19 protein-coding genes and 1 riboswitch are annotated in these 17,599 nt (G+C 65.4%); of the genes, 9 read left to right on the forward strand and 10 right to left on the reverse strand.

The genetic code is table 11. The annotated features are described in order from the left end of the window. Positions 1 to 436: 436 nt before the first annotated feature. Positions 437 to 2,020 (reverse strand): isocitrate lyase, encoded by a 1,584-nt coding sequence (locus tag GJG85_RS19000; RefSeq protein WP_050014091.1) that lies wholly within the window; start codon positions 2,018 to 2,020, stop codon positions 437 to 439. Between the two features lie 400 nt (positions 2,021 to 2,420). On the opposite strand from GJG85_RS19000, the gene GJG85_RS19005 reads away from it, so the two are divergent. The 7 genes from GJG85_RS19005 to GJG85_RS19035 all read left to right on the forward strand — a co-directional run bounded on the left by GJG85_RS19005 (position 2,421) and on the right by GJG85_RS19035 (position 9,221). After that, on the forward strand, positions 2,421 to 2,942 hold the full coding sequence (locus GJG85_RS19005) for a YbaK/prolyl-tRNA synthetase associated domain-containing protein (RefSeq protein ID WP_050014092.1): 522 nt from the start codon (positions 2,421 to 2,423) through the stop codon (positions 2,940 to 2,942). Continuing rightward, positions 2,939 to 3,577 carry a helix-turn-helix transcriptional regulator gene (locus GJG85_RS19010; RefSeq protein WP_050014093.1) on the forward strand — a complete coding sequence of 213 codons (639 nt, stop codon included), beginning with the start codon at positions 2,939 to 2,941 and terminating at the stop codon, positions 3,575 to 3,577. The genes GJG85_RS19005 and GJG85_RS19010 overlap by 4 nt, the downstream gene beginning before the upstream one ends. 52 nt (positions 3,578 to 3,629) lie before the next feature. Next, entirely contained in the window at positions 3,630 to 4,604 is a 975-nt protein-coding gene (locus tag GJG85_RS19015; RefSeq protein ID WP_204384273.1) for a threo-3-hydroxy-L-aspartate ammonia-lyase, read from the forward strand. Positions 4,605 to 4,827: 223 nt separating this feature from the next. Next, positions 4,828 to 5,021, forward strand: a riboswitch (cobalamin riboswitch). Positions 5,022 to 5,237: 216 nt separating this feature from the next. Then, entirely contained in the window at positions 5,238 to 7,166 is a 1,929-nt protein-coding gene (locus tag GJG85_RS19020; RefSeq protein ID WP_089489393.1) for a TonB-dependent receptor, read from the forward strand. A 128-nt stretch (positions 7,167 to 7,294) separates the two neighbouring features. Further along, positions 7,295 to 7,846, forward strand: coding sequence for a TetR-like C-terminal domain-containing protein (locus GJG85_RS19025; RefSeq protein ID WP_235356227.1), 552 nt, complete (start codon positions 7,295 to 7,297; stop codon positions 7,844 to 7,846). Between the two features lie 22 nt (positions 7,847 to 7,868). After that, positions 7,869 to 8,870 carry an alpha/beta hydrolase gene (locus tag GJG85_RS19030; RefSeq protein ID WP_050014097.1) on the forward strand — a complete coding sequence of 334 codons (1,002 nt, stop codon included), beginning with the start codon at positions 7,869 to 7,871 and terminating at the stop codon, positions 8,868 to 8,870. Positions 8,871 to 8,876: 6 nt separating this feature from the next. Further along, positions 8,877 to 9,221 carry a DUF6331 family protein gene (locus GJG85_RS19035; RefSeq protein ID WP_235356228.1) on the forward strand — a complete coding sequence of 115 codons (345 nt, stop codon included), beginning with the start codon at positions 8,877 to 8,879 and terminating at the stop codon, positions 9,219 to 9,221. Between the two features lie 70 nt (positions 9,222 to 9,291). Here GJG85_RS19035 and GJG85_RS19040 read toward each other — a convergent pair whose 3' ends face one another. Continuing rightward, positions 9,292 to 9,924: a LysE family transporter gene (locus GJG85_RS19040; RefSeq protein ID WP_050014098.1), complete on the reverse strand. Its 633-nt coding sequence runs from the start codon at positions 9,922 to 9,924 to the stop codon at positions 9,292 to 9,294. 117 nt (positions 9,925 to 10,041) lie between these two features. Between GJG85_RS19040 and GJG85_RS19045 the strand changes: the two genes are divergently transcribed. Further along, on the forward strand, positions 10,042 to 10,503 hold the full coding sequence (locus tag GJG85_RS19045) for an Lrp/AsnC family transcriptional regulator (RefSeq protein WP_050014099.1): 462 nt from the start codon (positions 10,042 to 10,044) through the stop codon (positions 10,501 to 10,503). A gap of 111 nt (positions 10,504 to 10,614) precedes the next feature. Here GJG85_RS19045 and GJG85_RS19050 read toward each other — a convergent pair whose 3' ends face one another. From GJG85_RS19050 to GJG85_RS19070, 5 genes are all read right to left on the reverse strand, one after another. After that, positions 10,615 to 11,760, reverse strand: coding sequence for a collagen-like triple helix repeat-containing protein (locus tag GJG85_RS19050; protein WP_204384274.1), 1,146 nt, complete (start codon positions 11,758 to 11,760; stop codon positions 10,615 to 10,617). Between the two features lie 263 nt (positions 11,761 to 12,023). Beyond that, a complete protein-coding gene (locus GJG85_RS19055) occupies positions 12,024 to 12,371 on the reverse strand; it encodes a copper-binding protein (RefSeq protein ID WP_050014173.1) in 348 nt (115 codons plus the stop codon). 53 nt (positions 12,372 to 12,424) lie between these two features. Continuing rightward, the gene (locus tag GJG85_RS19060; protein ID WP_050014101.1) at positions 12,425 to 13,216 is read right to left on the reverse strand and encodes a DUF2182 domain-containing protein; all 792 of its coding nucleotides are present in this window, start codon (positions 13,214 to 13,216) and stop codon (positions 12,425 to 12,427) included. Continuing rightward, the gene (locus tag GJG85_RS19065; protein ID WP_050014102.1) at positions 13,213 to 13,857 is read right to left on the reverse strand and encodes a DUF1326 domain-containing protein; all 645 of its coding nucleotides are present in this window, start codon (positions 13,855 to 13,857) and stop codon (positions 13,213 to 13,215) included. Before GJG85_RS19065 ends, GJG85_RS19060 begins: the two co-directional genes overlap by 4 nt. A 167-nt stretch (positions 13,858 to 14,024) precedes the next feature. Next, entirely contained in the window at positions 14,025 to 14,324 is a 300-nt protein-coding gene (locus GJG85_RS19070; protein WP_050014103.1) for a hypothetical protein, read from the reverse strand. Positions 14,325 to 14,350: 26 nt separating this feature from the next. Here GJG85_RS19070 and GJG85_RS35240 point away from each other — a divergent pair, with 26 nt between their 5' ends. Next, positions 14,351 to 14,479 carry a hypothetical protein gene (locus GJG85_RS35240; RefSeq protein WP_256975775.1) on the forward strand — a complete coding sequence of 43 codons (129 nt, stop codon included), beginning with the start codon at positions 14,351 to 14,353 and terminating at the stop codon, positions 14,477 to 14,479. A gap of 64 nt (positions 14,480 to 14,543) precedes the next feature. On the opposite strand, the gene GJG85_RS19075 is transcribed toward GJG85_RS35240, so the two are convergent. From GJG85_RS19075 to GJG85_RS19085, 3 genes are all read right to left on the reverse strand, one after another. Beyond that, the gene (locus tag GJG85_RS19075; protein WP_050014104.1) at positions 14,544 to 14,792 is read right to left on the reverse strand and encodes a hypothetical protein; all 249 of its coding nucleotides are present in this window, start codon (positions 14,790 to 14,792) and stop codon (positions 14,544 to 14,546) included. Positions 14,793 to 14,991: 199 nt separating this feature from the next. Continuing rightward, entirely contained in the window at positions 14,992 to 16,461 is a 1,470-nt protein-coding gene (locus GJG85_RS19080) for an efflux transporter outer membrane subunit (RefSeq protein ID WP_089489395.1), read from the reverse strand. Between the two features lie 6 nt (positions 16,462 to 16,467). Next, positions 16,468 to 17,598, reverse strand: a complete 1,131-nt coding sequence (locus GJG85_RS19085) for an ABC transporter permease (protein WP_089489396.1) — start codon at positions 17,596 to 17,598, stop codon at positions 16,468 to 16,470. Position 17,599 lies beyond the last annotated feature (1 nt).

The following is a 17,599-nucleotide window of genomic DNA, read 5'->3' on the forward strand; positions in this document are numbered from 1 at the left end:
GCGACGACCGCCCCGCAAGGGTTTCGCACGAACGGCAATTTCAACCTGCCGGCCGTGCGCACGAACCACGCGAACCCGCGCCGTGCGAGTTAGCGTTTTCGCTACTCAGGCAAACCCTGAATTAGGTTGTGTACACAAACATCCCGTTCGAATACCCGATGCACGCCCCTGCTTAAAACGGTGCGCGCGGCAATCCGGGGTAATACGTGCGCACGCTGTTCGACAGCGTTCGCAATGACGAGAAATTCCAGCGCAATGTGCGCCGAGATGATGAACCGCCGCGGGCGTTTCATCGATTTCGAACCGATCGACGTGGTGTCGACGAGCCAGTACGCAGTACGTCGTAAAGGCCATGTACGGATAACGCACGGCGATCGCGCAGACAAAAAAACGCCAGCCCCGAGGAGCTGGCGTCGTGCTGCGGATCTGACGATGATCAGAACTGGTTCATCGTGTTGTCCTTGCCCGCTGCCTTCAGCGCCGCTTCGCCGCTGAAGTATTCCTTGTGATCGTCGCCGATGTCCGAACCTGACATGTTCTGGTGCTTCACGCACGCGATGCCCTGACGGATTTCCTTGCGCTGCACGCCCGCCACGTAGCCGAGCATGCCCTGGTCGCCGAAGTATTCCTTGGCCAGGTTATCGGTCGACAGCGCAGCCGTGTGGTACGTCGGCAGCGTGATCAGGTGGTGGAAGATGCCTGCTTCACGCGATGCATCGGCCTGGAACGTGCGGATCTTCTCGTCGGCGAGCTTGGCCAGTTCGGTTTCGTCGTATTCGACGCTCATCAACTGCGCACGGTCGTAAGCCGACACGTCCTTGCCCTCGGCCTTCATCGCATCGTAGGCCTGCTGGCGGAAGTTCAGCGTCCAGTTGAACGACGGGCTGTTGTTGTACACCAGCTTCGCGTTCGGGATCACCTTGCGGATCTCGCTGACCATGCCGCCGATCTGCGCGATATGCGGTTTTTCGGTTTCGATCCACAGCAGGTCGGCGCCATTCTGCAGCGACGTGATGCAGTCGAGCACGCAGCGCGCCTCGCCCGTGCCGGCGCGGAACTGGAACAGGTTGCTCGGCAGGCGCTTCGGACGCAGCAGCTTGCCGTCGCGCTTGATGACGACGTCACCGTTGCCCAGCTGGTCGGCCGACAGTTCTTCGCAATCGAGGAACGCGTTGTATTGATCGCCCAGGTCGCCCGGCGTGTTCGTCACGGCGATCTGCTTGGTCAGGCCCGCGCCCAGCGAATCGGTCCGCGCGACGATGATGCCGTCGTCCACGCCCAGTTCCAGGAACGCGTAGCGGATCGCGCGGATCTTCGCGAGGAAATCCTCGTGCGGCACCGTGACCTTGCCGTCCTGGTGGCCGCACTGCTTCTCGTCCGACACCTGGTTTTCGATCTGGATGCAGCACGCGCCCGCTTCGATGAACTGCTTGGCCAGAAGGTAGGTCGCTTCCGCGTTGCCGAAGCCGGCGTCGATGTCGGCGATGATCGGCACGACGTGCGTGACGTGGTTGTCGATCTTTTGCTGGATCGCGGCCTTCGCAGTCGCGTCCTTCGCGGCATCCAGCTCGCGGAACAGGCCGCCCAGCTCGCGGGCGTCGGCCTGGCGCAGGAACGTGTAAAGCTCGCGGATCAGCGCGCTGACCGAGGTCTTTTCGTGCATCGACTGGTCGGGCAGCGGGCCGAACTCCGAGCGCAGCGCGGCGACCATCCAGCCCGACAGGTACAGGTAGCGGCGTTCGGTGCTGTTGAAGTGCTTCTTGATGGAGATCATCTTCTGCTGGCCGATGAAGCCGTGCCAGCAACCCAGCGACTGCGTGTACTTGGACGGATCGGCATCGTACGCGGCCATGTCGGCGCGCATGATCTTCGCGGTGTACTTCGCGATGTCCAGGCCGGTCTTGAACTTGTTCTGGGCACGCATGCGGGCCGCATACTCGGGGCTGATGGCATTCCACGCGCTGCCGTGGTTTTCCTTCAAGCCAGCCACTGCCTTGATGTCGTCTTGATATTGGGACATGTCTATCTCCTGGGAACGAAGCGCATTGAGTAAAGGGGTTCAGCGTGCCCGCCGCGTGTGACGAAGCGAACTGCATGGACTCAATAGTAATCCTGTCTCACGCGTTTTCGGCCAAGTCTTATATAAGACATAAGATATAAATTTCTCTTGTTTTTCAATTGGATAGCCAGTCGTTTTTGCGATGCAAAACACGGTTTCAAGCGGCGGTAAAACGCGGCGGCAGGAATTCGGCCTGCATCCCGCAATATGAAATTCCCTTTCGGCTGCTGAAGAATCGGCGCGCTTCGCGCACACTGGCGCCACGACGCCCGCCGCCCTTTGTCATATCAATGACAAAACGTCTATACTTGGACGATTATTTGACCCGTGCGCCTCGACGCGTGGGCCTGCCTGGAGCGACATGAACGACTCTCCCGTTTTCGACACGCTTTGCGAACTGCTGACGACATCCGGCGCGCGTTTTCGCGTGCTCGAGCATCCGGCGGAAGGCAAATCCGACGCGATCGCCGCGCTGCGCGGCACCCGCCCCGAACAGGGCGCGAAGGCGATGCTCTGTACGTTCAAGGATGGCGGCGACGGCGCCGCGCTCGCGGTGATTCCCGGCCATCTGAAAATCGACTTTCGCAAGGTCGCCGATGCGGTCGGCCGGCGCAAGGCGACGCTCGCGTCGCCCGACGTCGCGGCCGCCGTCACGCGCTGCGTGATGGGCGCCGTACCGCCGTTCGTGTTCGATACGAACGTGGCGCTCGTCGTCGATCCCGCGCTGGTCGAGCGCAACGCCGAGATCGCGTTCAACGCGGGCCGCCTCGATCGCTCGGTCGTGCTCGACGCGACCGACTACGTCCGGATCGCGCGCCCGCTGCTGGCCGACATCACGCGGCCGGAAACGACGGACACCCCGACACACCAGGATCACGCATGAGTACAACCCGCAAACCGCTGCTGTCGGAGCAGGCATCGCTGATCGAACAGGTGCAGCGCATCGCCGAAGGACTCGGCGAGATGTTCGCGCCGTTCACCGAGGTCGTCGTGCACGACCTGCGCACGCCGGAGCACGCGATCCTCGCGATCCACAACAACCTGTCCGGACGCGCGGTCGGCGATCCCGCGACCGAACTCGGCCTCGCGCGCATCGCGGACGACGATTTCCCGCAGGTGCTCGCGAACTACCCGAACCGCTTCGCCGACGGCCGCACCGCGAAAAGCACGTCGATCGGCATCAAGGATTCGACCGGGCGCTATGTGGCCGCGCTGTGCCTGAATGCCGACGTCACGTTGTTCCGCGGCTTCCAGGGCATGCTGAACCAGTTCTGCCGCACGGACGGCGAAGCCGTCGTCGACACGCTCGACCCGGCCGGCGCGGACGCGATCCGGCAGCGCATCGACGCCTTCGCGACGCGCCTTGCGACGACGCCGCGCGAGTTGAAGACCGACCAGCGCCGCGAGCTGATGCAGACGCTGAAGGCCGACGGCTTCCTCGAGGTGCGCCGCGCGATGGAGATCGTGTCGCAGCATCTCGGCGTGTCTCGCGCCACCGTCTACAACGATGCGAAGTGACCCGGTGCGCCCCCGCATTCCAGTCGACTGACTTTTCAATCCTCCAGCAACCATGAACTCTCCCGCTCTCCCCACGTACGACGACGTCGCCGCCGCCGCGACCCGGCTCGAAGGCCACGCGCACCGCACGCCGGTGATGACGTCGCGGACGATCGACGACGCGCTCGGCGCGCAGGTGTTCTTCAAGTGCGAGAACCTGCAGCGCATGGGCGCCTTCAAGTTCCGCGGCGCGTTCAACGCGCTGTCGCGCTTCAACGCGGAACAGCGGCGCCACGGCGTCGTCGCGTTCTCGTCGGGCAACCATGCGCAGGCGATCGCGCTGTCGGCGCGCATGCTCGGCATTCCCGCGACGATCGTGATGCCGCAGGACGCGCCGGCCGCGAAGATGGCCGCGACGCGCGGCTACGGCGGCAACGTCGTGACCTACGATCGCTACACCGAGGATCGCGAGCAGATCGGGCGCGATCTCGCCGAGAAGCACGGGCTCACGCTGGTGCCGCCCTACGATCACCCGGACGTGATCGCCGGCCAGGGCACCGCGGCCAAGGAACTGTTCGACGAAGTCGGCCCGCTCGACGCGGTGTTCACGCCGCTCGGCGGCGGCGGGCTGCTGTCGGGCACCGCGCTCGCCACCCGTGCGCTGTCGCCGCACGCGAAGCTGTACGGCGTCGAGCCCGAAGCCGGCAACGATGCGCAGCAATCGTTCCGGTCCGGCACGATCGTGCACATCGACACCCCGCGCACGATCGCCGACGGTGCGCAGACGCAGCACCTCGGCAACCTCACGTTCCCGATCCTGCGTCGCGACGTCGACGACATCCTCACCGTGACGGACGCGGAACTCGTCGACTGCATGCGCTTCTTCGCCACGCGTATGAAGCTCGTCGTCGAGCCGACCGGCTGCCTGTCGTTCGCCGCCGTGCGCCGAATGAAGGATGCGCTGCAGGGCAAGCGCGTCGGCGTGGTGATCAGCGGCGGCAACGTCGATCTCGAGAACTTCTGCGCGCTGGTGTCGGCACCGGCCTGAGCGTCGCGGCACGCATCGATAACGACACGCGCCGGCCGTCGGCCTTCGGAACGACGGCCGCCGGTTCCGGCGCGACCGGACGCGTTCGAACCCGGCCGTTTCTTCAGACCTGAAACACGGCCCGCGCCCCTCGAACGAAAGGATTCGGAAAGCCGCCGCCGGGCAATGACGTTTTTTCGCACCCGCGCGCGGCCGGACGATTGACGTCCCTGACCGCCCGCCATTACCCTTGCGCGCTGATGGTTCCCGGAGACGGGATCAAAAGGGAACGCAGCAGGGGCAACGCCCCGAATCTGCGGCTGCCCCCGCAACTGTGAGCGGCGAATCCGTGCCACCGCATGCCACTGGGAAACCGGGAAGGCCTGCACGGATGAGGACCCGCGAGCCAGGAGACCTGCCATCGACCCGAGGTCCACGCAGCCGCACCGGGCGGGGTGTCCCGATGCGCGCGGCACCGCCCCCGGCGGTCGCCCGTTGCATGGACGACCCGACCTCAGGATCCGTCAGATGTCCATCGTTCCCGAATCCGCTTCCCGACCCGAAGCGTCGCACCGACGCGCCGTCGGCATGCGCCACCTGCCCGCCCTCCGCCCGCGATCGCCGTACACGTCACACGCCTCGTCCCGCCGCCTCATGAACATTCGTCACCTGCTCGCCACGTCCGCCGCCACCGCGCTGCTTTCCCCGCTCGCCCACGCGGCCGGCGAAACGGCGCTCGCGCAGCCCGCCGCGCCCGCGCCCGGCGCGGACCTGCCGACGATCAGCGTGACCGACACGCGGCACCTGCCCGAATCGTTCGACCGACGCTATGCGTCGACCCAGGTGCTCACGCGCGAGGACCTCGACCGGCTGTCGCCCGCCGACCCGAGCATCACGCAGGCGCTCGCGACGCTGCCGGGCGTGACCGTCGCGCAGAACGGCGGGCCCGGCTCGTCCGCGTCGGTCAGCATCCGCGGCTCGTCGGCGAGTCAGGTCGCCGTGTTCATCGACGGCATCCGGATCGGCTCGCCGACCACCGGAATCGCGCCGTGGGCCGACCTGCCGACCGAAGCGTTCGAGCGCGTCGAGGTGATCTCCGGCCCGGCCGCCGCGTCGTTCGGCAACAACGCGATGGGCGGCGTCGTGCAACTCTTCACGCGCCGCGCCGCCAACCAGCCGAACCGGACCACCGTGTCGGCCGGCGGCGGCTCGAACAAGACGTTCGACACGCAGTTCCGCACGTCGGGAACGGTGCCGTCGACCGGGCCGCTGGCCGCGCTCGGCGGCCTCACCTATTCGCTCGGGCTGCACGACTACAACACGGCCGGCATCGATGCGACGCGGCCGTTCTTCTACGGCCACGAAGACGGCCGCAATCCGTATCACGCGCAGGATCTCGACGCGCGGCTCGGCTATGCGCGCGACAACTGGTCGATCTCGACGTTCGCGCTGTATCACCGCTCCGATCTGTCCTACGACAACAGCGGCTACGCGAATCGCGAGCTCGACCACCAGTTGACGACGGGCGTTGCGTTCCATCTCGACATCACGCCCGATACGCAGTTCGACCAGTCGTTCGGCTATGCGAACGACCGCCAGTTCATCTACGCGGACGACCCGGCCCTCGCGACCGACCAGATCAATTCGCAGCGGATCAGCACGTCGACGTCGCTGACTCATCAGGAGCACGGATTCCACCTGTTCGGCCTGCCGTTGTCGGGCGAATCGAAGCTCGCGTACGACTTCACGCGCGAACAGGCGTTCCTGCCGGTCGACATTCCCGGCGGCGTGCCGACGCGCAACGATTCCGCGTTCTCGCTGCACCAATCGGCGACGCTCGGCAGCGTAACGATGTTCGTCGCCGGCCGTCACGAGATCATCGCCGGGCAAGCGGTGAACACCGGCAACGCCGCACTGTCGTGGGCGATCACGCCGGTCTACACGGCGCGCATGTCGTACGGCAACGCGTTCCGGCTGCCGACGTTCAACGACCTGTACTACCCCGGCTACGGCAACCCGAACCTCAGCCCGGAACGCAGCACGTCGGTCGAGGCCGCGCTCGACGCGAACACCGCGTACGGCACGTTCACCGCAGCGATCTACGACACGCGCGTCAACAACCTGATCGCGTACAACCCGGCGACGTTCTCGCCGATGAACATCGGCCGCTCGCATATTCGCGGCATCGACCTGTCGTACAAGGGCACGATCGGTCGCTCGACGCCGATCAGCGTCGCGGTCGGCATCCTGAATCCGCAGGACGAAACGAACCGGACGTGGCTGAGCCGCCGGCCGCGGCAAACGGTCAGCCTGAACGTCGATCACACGTGGGACGAACTGAAGCTGCATGCGCTGAGCACGGGCGCGTCGCTGCTGTACGGCGGCTCGACGTTCGACGATCCGGCCAACCGGCAGTATCTGGCGTCGTACCTGACGGTAAACCTGCGCGCGTCGTACCGGATCAATTCGCACCTGACGGTGTCGGCATCGCTGTCGAACCTGTTCGACCGGCAGTACATGACCGCGTACGGTTACAACACGCTCGGGCGTACCGCGTTCGGCAAGGTCAGTTATACGTTTTGACGGCCCCACGCATCGGCGCAACGCGCCACGCCGGCACGCGCATGAAATTGACATCGCGACGAAAGCTAATAGAATTAGGTTTTTGACTAATCTTCGTAGCATTCGTCATGGCGCGTGCCGGCCTTACCGTGGACAAACTCGTCGAAGCCGGCGCGCAACTCGCCGATGAAGCCGGTTTCGAGCAGCTCACCGGCGCGGCGCTCGCGCGGCATTTCGACGTGAAGCTGGCGAGCCTGTATTCCCATATCCCGAGCTTCGACGATCTCAAGAGCCGCATCGCGCTGTTCGCGCTGCAGGAACTGGCCGATCGCGCCGCCGACGCGCTGGCCGGCCGCACCGGCAAGGACGCGCTGGCCGCGCTCGCGAACGTCTATCGCGACTACGCACGGGCGCATCCGGGCCGCTTCGCCGCCGCGCGCCATCCGGTGAGCGCCGAGCGCGCCGCCGCGAGCGCGGGCGGGCAGCTCGTCAGGATGACGTCGGCGGTGCTGCGCAGCTACGACCTGCCGGATGCCGAGCACGCGCATGCGATCCGCCTGCTCGGCGGCTTCTTCATGGGCTACGTGACGCTCGAAAACGCCGGCGGCTTCTCGCACAGCGCACCGGATGCCGACGCGTCGTGGTCGCGCAGCCTCGATGCGCTCGACGCGATGCTGCGCCACTGGCCTTCGCCCGCATGACGCCCCGAACGGAACCCAAGCGATGAAAGACAAACCCGACGGCGTCGTGCTGCCGAGCCGTGTCGTTCCCTTCCCGACCTCGATCAGCGATGAAGCGCGCGCCGCGCTGCAACGCCTGACCGGCGACGACGGCGTGCCGCTGAACGCGCTGCACGCGATGCCGGCCGTCGACGACATCGACGCATGGATGCGCGTGAAGGCCAGCGCCGACGCGCATTACGCGACCGCTGTCGCGCAGTTCGCCGGCTCGTTGCGTTCGGGCGTCGAGACGATCCGGGTCGGCGCTGCGGACGTGCACGTCGCGACACCCGAAGCGGTGCCGTCCGGCGCATGCGCAATCATCGACCTGCACGGCGGTGCGCTGATCGTCGGCGGCGGCGCCGCGTGCCGTGCCGGCGCGCAAATGCAGGCCGACCGGCTCGGCATTCGATGCTACGGCGTCGACTACCGGATGCCGCCCGAGCATCCGTATCCCGCCGCGCTCGACGACTGCGTCGCAACCTATGCCTACGTGCTGAAGCATTACGCACCGGAAAACGTCGTCATCGGCGGCCGTTCGGCCGGCGGCAATCTCGCGGCCGCGATGGTGCTGCGCGCCCGCGACGAGGGCCTGCCGCTGCCGGCCGCGCTGGTGCTGCTGTCGCCGGAAGCCGACCTGACCGAATCCGGCGACAGCTTCGAAACCAACCGGCTCGTCGATGTCGTGCTGCCGGCGCCGCTGATGGCGAACAACCTGCTCTACGCGAACGGCGCCGATCTCGCCCATCCGTATCTGTCGCCGCTGTTCGGCGATTTCGCGGCCGGCTTCCCGCCGACCTTCATCCAGAGCGGCACGCGCGACCTGTTCCTGTCGAACGCCGTGCGGCTGCATCGCGCGTTGCGCCGCGCACAGGTGCCGACCGAACTGCACATATTCGAAGGGATGCCGCACGGCGGGTTCATGGGCGCGCCGGAGGATATCGAGCTGAGCCAGGAAATCGCGCGCTTCGTGCATGCGCACTTGCATTTGCACGCATCGAATTGAGCGAAGATGAACGGCAACGCACACAAGAACGACATCGGCATCGGCCCGGATCGCTGGATCGCCTGCGGCGATCTTGCCGGCGGCCACGCGCAGGCGATCGACGTCGATCCGCATCTGGCGGCCGTCATGCCGTTGATCGACGCGCTGGAGATCCACTGTGTCGCCGGATGCTGCGGCATCGATGCGCTCGGCCTCTGGCCGGACGACATCGCCGTTGCGCTCGACACATGGGAACCCGACGCATTGACACGGCTCGTCGACGATCTGCTGTCGGTTCGGCACGCGATCGAGGCGCTGCCGTCCGATATCGTCGTCAGCATGCGATCAACCAGTACTTCCGGAAAACGGTGATGCTCGAGCTGCTCGCCCATATCCGGACGACGGTCGACGCGATCCGCTCGACCCGCGCTGCCCCGCGCGCCTAGATCAAGCCACGTACGCCCGCGACCAGCTGGATCGCGCCGAATACCGCGACGACCGCTGCCGACATGCGCGACAGCCCGTGCATGAACGCGAACGACAGCTTCGCGCGCAGCGCGGCGGTCGCGCTGCTCAGGCACAGCCACCACGTGGCCGAGCCGACGAACACCCCGGCCACCATCCACGCGACGGTCGCCCACATCGCGCCTTCCCGCGCCCCCGGCAACGGGCCGAGCGCCGCGAAGATCCCGACGAACGACACGATCGTCATCGGGTTCGACAGCGTGAGTCCGAACGTCGTCAGGAAATCGCGCAGAACGGTCGTACGCGGCAACTCGCGCTGCCCCACCGGTGCGGCCGGCGGCTGGCGCGCGATGGTCCATGCGAGCCACACGAGAAACGCGCCGCCGCCGATCTTCAGGCCGACGGTCAGCATCGGGAACGCGGTGACGATGCCCGCGACGCCCAGCGCGCCGAGCAGCCCGTAAATCGCATCGGCGCACGCGGCGCCGATGCCGGTCGCGAATCCGGCCCGGAAGCCGCGGCTCAGGCTGCGCTGAATGCACAGCATGCCGATCGGGCCGACCGGCACCGCGATCGACAGCCCCATCACGACGGATTTGATGAACAACATCGCCTGCTCCTTTCCCACATCCAGTGGCTCGAACAGGCATCGTAGGGAAAATCCGCGCCCCGCTGAATGCGGTTTTTGAGGAAAAATGGCGGCTCTACCTTAAAAACTCCCGCCGCGATGGACGATCTGGACTGGAAGATACTGGCGCTGTTGCAGGACAACGGACGCCTCAGCTATACGGAGCTCGCGCGCCAGGTCCACCTGTCGGTGCCGGCCGTGACGGAACGCGTGAAGCGGCTCGAAGCAGCCGGCGTGGTCGAAGGCTACACCGCGCGGATCAATCCGTCCGCGGCCGGCTATCCGGTGAGCGCGCTGATCGGCATCACGGTGCAGCAACCGGCGAAAGCGAAGTTCCTCAAGCTGCTGGAGACGATTCCCGAAGTCGTCGAATGCCATCACGTGACGGGCGCGGATTCGTACGTGATGCGGTTGGTCGCCGTCAGCATGGCCCATCTCGAACAGCTGATCGAACGCATCAACCTGTACGGCGAAACGCGCACGTCGATCGTGATGTCGACGCCGCTGCCGGCGCGCGGGCTCGCGCGGCCGGCGTCGAAGCCCGGCGACACGCGCAGGTAGCGGGCCACGGTTTCGGGATTGTCCGATGGTCCCGGGCGGGACCCGTGAGCGCCGATGGCGGTCCTTCCCTGGTCATTCGGCCGGGTTCCCGTATGACGCGGCACGGGCCGGCTATTTTCCGGCCACGCCGCCGAGCAGGCCGCCCACCAGCAACGTCACTGGCGCGAGCGGATTGGAGAGACCGCCCAGCGACGAGCCGCCGCCGCTCGTACTGGTCGCGGAGCCGTTGTGCACGGTCGCCGGGATGCCGCCGACCACGCTCGTCACCAGACCGGCAATCGGCGCCGCGCCATTCGCGCCGCTCGGGTTCACGAGGCCGCCCGCATTGGTCACCGTGTTGCCGACCGCCCGGACGAGACTGCCGGCAGCGCCGACGATCGGCTGAGGCGACGTGGACGTCACCTGCCATCCGGCCGACGTGATCGCCCCGCCGACCTGTCCGAGCAGGCCCGCGACCGGCTGCCCGAGGCCGGTTGCGGTGCCGACCTGCTGCGTGAGTTGGCCCGCCGTCGTCACGACCGGCGTGATCGCGGTGCTGATCGCTTGCGTCGCCTGCTGGACCGGGCCCGACGACAGCGCCGAGCCGAGCATGGTGCCGCCCGACTTCAGGCCGCCGGCCACCGTGTCGAGCAGGCCGCCGACGGGCGTCGCGAACGGCGCGAGCGGCGACAGCGGGCCGGCGCCGAGCGCCTTCACCGTTTCGCTGAGGCCGTTGACCGGGTTGCCGGTCGAGCCGACGAGGGTGCCGAGGCCCGCGACCGTCCCGCCGACAGGGTTCGGCGTGAAGCCGATCTGGCCGATACCGTTGCTCACGGCATTCGTCGTATCGCGGATGATCGTGCCGACGCCGGTGACCGTGTCGGCCGGCCCGGCCGTCGCGGCCTTGCCGACCCCGGGCAACGTCACGTCGCCGAGCGTCGCCCCTGCGGCCAGCACGACTGCGCCGGCGGAACTGATGATGCCGTTCGTGCCGGGTGTGCCGCTGGTTCCGCTCGTTCCGCTCGTTCCGCTAGTCCCACTAGTCCCGCTAGTCCCGCTAGTCCCGCTAGTCCCACTAGTCCCGCTAGTCCCACTAGTCCCGCTAGTCCCACTAGTCCCACTAGTCCCGCTAGTCCCGCTGGTTCCGCTCGTACTCGTCCCGATAGTGTTACCTGCCGGCGTCGGTGCCGTAACGTCCCCACCGCCGCAGCCCGCGAGTGCACACGCAGCGGCAACGGCGGCGAGTGCAACATTCGCCGTGATGAAGTGATCTTGCATGGAAGCCCCCGTTCGCTATTCAGCCGATCACTCCACCAAGCATCTACCGTGCCATTTCCATCGGCCTCCTTCACAGTTTCACAGTCGCCTTGCAATGGACGTCCACGCCGCGCGGCGGGGAAGCGCGCATCGGATGCGGATCGTGCTGCCCGGCTCAGCCCGGGCAGGCATTCCGATAACACTGACGTAACACCGGCCCTGCGTTACGTAGCACAAGAAGGGAAAAACCGACGGCGCCCACCCGTGCGCACGCCGGATCGTCGTCACGGTCGCTTCACCAGCTTCACGATCGTCAGTGTGCCGTTGACGTTTTCCACCCGAACCCGAACCTTGTCGCCTACATGCAGCGACGGGATCATCGCCGCGTCGCCGGCCCTGAATGCCATCGTCATCGGCGGCATCCCGATGTTGTCGAGCGCGCCATGCTTCAGCGTCACGCGCCTGCGCCCGGCGTCGATTTCCTTGACTTCGGCATCGGTCATTTTCGAATCCTGCGCCAACATGCTCGCATCGCCTGAATTCATGCCCGACATGTCGCCGCCCGCGAGCGCCGGCATTGCAATGACCGCCATCGCAAACGACATGGCGACAGTGTGAAAGCGGATCTTCATCGAGCGTCTCCCGTCGCACCCGGCGTGTTTCTGCCGCCAGCCGGTGCCGCGCATCACACGATCAACGTCACACCGGCCCACGCAATCAGCACGACACCCAGCACGCGGCCGATACGATCGCCGCCGGGCACGACCTTTTCCACGAACACGAACAGCGACAACGCGACGATCCACACGACATTCATTACGCCGCCGACGAACAGCAGCGCCATCAGCAACCAGCAGCAGCCCACGCAAACCACACCGTGCCGCGCGCCCAGCAGGAAACTGCCGGCAACGCCCGGACGCCAGTGCGCAACCAGGAACGCCGCCGGCGCACGGCATTGCCGCAGACACGCGCGTTTCAGCGGCGAGAATTGATAGAGCCCGGCCAGCGCCAGCACGATGGCGGAAAGGAGTGCGCTCTTCGACCACAGCATCATCGCGGAGATCAGCCCGGCCGGCTGCAGCAGCGCCTGAAGCAACGCCGCGCCGATCGAGAACGCGAGCCATGTCGTCAGATAGCCGGCCAGCAGCGCCACCGACGTGAACGCCGATCCCGCCGCTCCGTTGCCGTGCTGCCGCAGCACGCGCCGGTACAGCATCACGAGCGGCGCGGCGCCAGGCGTCATCATCGCGATCATCATCACCCACCACATCGCGATCACGGTCGGCAGAGACGGATCCATGCTGCCCATGCCATCCGCCAGCCGATGCGGAAACAGCGCGACGGTCGTCATCTCCCGTGCCGACATGCCGGTTCCCGCGCCGGTCCACAGGTAAAACCAGCACAGGCCGACGAGCGCGGCCATGCCGAGCAGCGTGACGGCGCGCTCGCGCGCGAGCCATGTATCGACCGGCGTCATGCCGCGACGCGATGCCGGATCAGCCCGTGGTTGTTCAGATGCAGCCGAGCGAATTGCGCATAGGTTCCGTCGAGATTCAGCTCGATGTTGCCCTGCGAGCGCCCCGTTCCCGAACCGATCTCGGCCAGCTCGTATTCGAAACCGTGCGGCAGGTCGATCCGCACACGGTGCTCGTCTCCCGTCACCGGATTGCGGATCGGTTCGCCGGCGGCATCGAACACACCGTCCACGTGAATCCGGCCCCGCCGCGCGTCGACATCGACGTCGAAATCGATCGTCGTGAAGATCGGATCGAACGCGTGCTCGAGCGTCGACGCATACACCGAGAACATCGTCGCGAATGGATCGGTATCCTGACCGGTCATGATTTTCAGCACGGCGTCGCGCTGCGCCGGACTCGCGCGCTCGTCGACGATCGGCTGGCACTTGCCTTTCCCTTCGTGAACCGCACCCGGCCATTGAAATACCACCGCGATCCTGACGCCGTCGAGCACCACGTCGCCGTAGTGGCCGCGGTCGATCGAAATCGCGCCCATCGCTTCGCAGCTGCCGTTGGTCGGCAACGCATTGAACTGGCAAGGGCAACCGTATGAGCAATTGCAACTGATCATTTCGGTGCCCTGAATCTCCCACGGCGTCATGGCTTCACCTCGCGCTCGGAAACGGACGAACGCTTCGAATCTAGTGCACGCGACCGGGGAAAGCAAAGCGATAACGACAGCATGAAAACCGCGGGTTTCGGCCTCACGTAAGACGTTTCGGGATGGGTTCGCGCGGTTGTGCCGGCAACCGTCCGGTCACCCCGTTCTCACACGAACAGCGACACGACGATTGCACACCACACCGCGCTCGCGCCGCACAGAAACACGCGTCGCGCGACGAACATTCGCGACTCGTCGTCGGGCGTTTTCATCGGCGACGTCGCGAGAAACGGCACGCTGGCGAGGCACGCGAACCCGGCCAGCGCGGGAACGATCACGACGTAGTCGCCGAACCGCCAGGGCAATGCTTCGTGCCATCCCCAGTAGCCGAGAAACAGCATGCCGATCGAGAACATCGTCGCCGCGGCCGAGCTGAGCGCGACCACCGATCCTGCTGGAAATTGCACGGGAACCTCCCCTCGCGCAGCGCGCGATGCAACGCCTGTCGCCGGAGATCAGCATGATCTCGTCCGCCGGCAGCGGAATCAGCGTTCGTTTGGGGCGCGAATGCATCGAGCGCACCGTCTCCACTCGTCAACGAATGCGCGTTGTCACGGATTGACGGATTCGATCCGGTCGAGCGGTATTTCGTGCCCGTTCAATCGGGCAGCACCTGCATGACGTGGCTAACCCGGTTTCTTCGTGCCCTGCGCAACGGAAATCCACCCGACCACCGCCGCGGCGACCCAGCAACAAGTGATCATCAAGTCCAGATCCATCCAGCCCTGGAAATTCGTGCTGTTTTCGAAGCTGCAGCGCTGATGGCCCCTGACCCACATGCAGCCGCTGATCAACTGCTGGACGTGCATGTAGATGCTGTACACGGCAACCGCCGACGCGATGACGGCGACCCGCAGGCTTAGGCTCTTTTTCATTGACGCTGAAGGCGTGGGATGGTCGTGGGATGGTCTCCCGACGATCTTAAGCCAATGGCGATGCGTGATGCAATCGATCCGGTGTCGACCCGATTGACCGGCACGCGTAAAGAGCGTCGATTCCGACAGCGGCGAGCGGATGCGGGACGGCGCGGGTCGGCGCTCGCCGACTCTGGCCCCCCGCCCGGCGTCCGGACTGTCAATCCGGACGAGACGCATCGCCACCGACGGCGGCAAAGAACGAAACCGTACTGGCCATTCTCGCCGCGCGAACGCGAGCGACCTCGATCCGCGTCAGGTCGTATGCATACTCGTCCCGTAGCACACGGAGCCGGTCCGAACTGCCGTTATCGAACTGGCGACGGGTCATCTCCAGAACGGTCCGTTGCCGTCGCGCGACCGCGCTACGGGCCTGCAGCGCGGTCGCATCGCGATCGATTTCGGTCATCGCATCGGCGACGCTCTGCAACGCGCCCAGCACGACCTTCCGGTAGTCTTCGAACGTGGCATGGTAAGCGGCAACCGCCGCATCCCGCGCCGCACGCAATTCTCCACCATGAAAAACCGGTGCGCTGAGCTGAGCACCGATATTCCAGATCGTCGTACCGCCGGCGAACAACTGACCGAGCACCAGCGGTGACGACCCAATGCGCGCATCCAATTCGATCCGCGGGTAAAGATTGGCCGTGGCAATGCCGGCCAGCTCGCCGGCTATATGCAGGCTCGCCTCCGCTGCGAGAATGTCGGGCCGTTGCCGCACAAGCTCCGACGGAACCACCGATGGCAGATCCTGCGGCAACTGCAAATCGTCCAAGCGAAACTGCGGCAGCGATACGGGCGATGGAACACCGGCATAGACCGCAAGTTGAAACCGAACCTGCAGCAGTTCCGCGCGCAATACCGCCAGTTCTGCCTCGATTCGATCAGCGTCCGAATCGCCATCGATCGTTTCCCGATACGCGACGCTGCCGATTTCATGCCGTTCGTGCAGCATCTGCCGAACGGCTTGCCGGTTCTGCAACACTGCGTCGGTCAATTCGATTTCGTCGCGCAGCCGCCCTTCCCGGACCACCGCAGCGATGATATTGCTGGCCAGTGTCAAGCGTGCAGCGTCTGCCTGATGCTGTCTCAGAGCCGCTTCGTACCGTTTCGCCGCGATCCGATGGCGCTGCGCACCGAAGAAATCGAAGTCGTATCGGACGTTCACGTTCGTGTTGTAGAGCATGAACGGGGACGGGTTCGGAATCATCGGCAAGCCGGCAGCTGCGGTATTCAACTGCTCCCTTTTGGCCGACGCGCCGAGGTCGATCTGCGGATAGCGACTGGCACCGTGTTGTCCCGCAAGATACTTCGTGGCCTCGATCAACCGCGACTCCGCGCTCTTTACGGACGGACTATCCTGCATCGCCTGCTCGACGAGTGCATCCAGCGCCGGCGAGCCAAAGCGCCGCCACCAACGCGGATCGGGTTCGCCACGCACACCCGCGTCATTGCGATCGGTCGACCTGGCACTCATTCCCATGAAGGTGGAAGGCAATGCCAGCTCGCCCGCGGAGCGTGGGATAAACGCGGGATGGCTGCACCCCTGCACCGCGACGATGGCAACCGCGATCAACAGGACCGCAATCGCACGGCAGGCGCGGCGGCGTGGAGAGGTTCGTTGTGCCATCGTCGTTCAATCGAGCGTGGTTCGGTACGCGAGCAGGCCGACCGTCATCGCAACCAGCGCGAAAACGACCATTGTCGCGGCATCGGGCCATACTTCGTTCCATCCGCTCCCCTTCAGAAGGACACCTCGAATGGCCCGGTTGAAATAGGTCAACGGCAATCCGTTGCCGAGCAGACGCGCCCAGCCCGGCATGCCTGCAAACGGAAACATGAATCCGGAGAGCAGGACGCTCGGCAGGAAATAGAAGAACGTCATCTGCATCGCCTGCAACTGGTTGCGTGCGACCGACGAAATAGCGATGCCAACCATCAGGTTCGCGACGATCAGCAACGATGCGAGGCAATAGACCGTTACAGGATTGCCTTCAAACGGCACGCCGAACACGAACCGGGCCGCCAGCAGGATGATCGTGCATTGCAGGAGGCCAATCAGAATGTACGGCACGATTTTTCCGCAGATCACCTCGATCGAGGTTGCCGGTGACGCGAGGATGTTCTCGATCGTTCCGCGTTCACGTTCACGCGTGATGGCGAGGCTCGTCATCATGACCATCGTCATCGACAAGATGACGCCCATCAATCCGGGGATGATGTTGTACTGCGTAATGCCGGCCGGATTGTAGATCCGGTGCACGCGGGCCGAGAATATTTGCGGTGACGCAGTTGTCGCCAAGGCCCCCGTCAAATCCTTGTTCAACACCGTCTGCGTCATCGTATTGAACGCGGCGATCGCATTTCCCGTTGCCGCGGGATCGGTCGCATCCGCCTCGACCAGAATTTCCGGACGCTCGTTGCGCACCAGCCGGCGCGAGAAGTCGTGCGGCACGCTGACTACGAACTGCACGGTGCCCTTTTGCAGCGCGTCACGGGCCGCCCGTTCGGAAAACAGGCCGCCCCGGACATCGAAATATCCCGTGTTGCGCATACCGGCGACGAGCGATCGCGAAAATTCGCTTGTGTCGTCAGCGAGCACGATCGTCGGAAGATGCCGAGGGTCGCTGTTGATCGCAAAACCGAACAGCGCCAGCTGCACGATCGGCAACACGGCGATCATCCCGAGCGTCACGCGATCGCGACGGATCTGAAGGAATTCCTTCGTCACCATGCTCCACCAGCGGGAAATCGAGAATTCGATCATG

This window comes from Burkholderia sp. MS389 (genome assembly GCF_016899425.1).
Lineage (GTDB): Bacteria > Pseudomonadota > Gammaproteobacteria > Burkholderiales > Burkholderiaceae > Burkholderia > Burkholderia sola.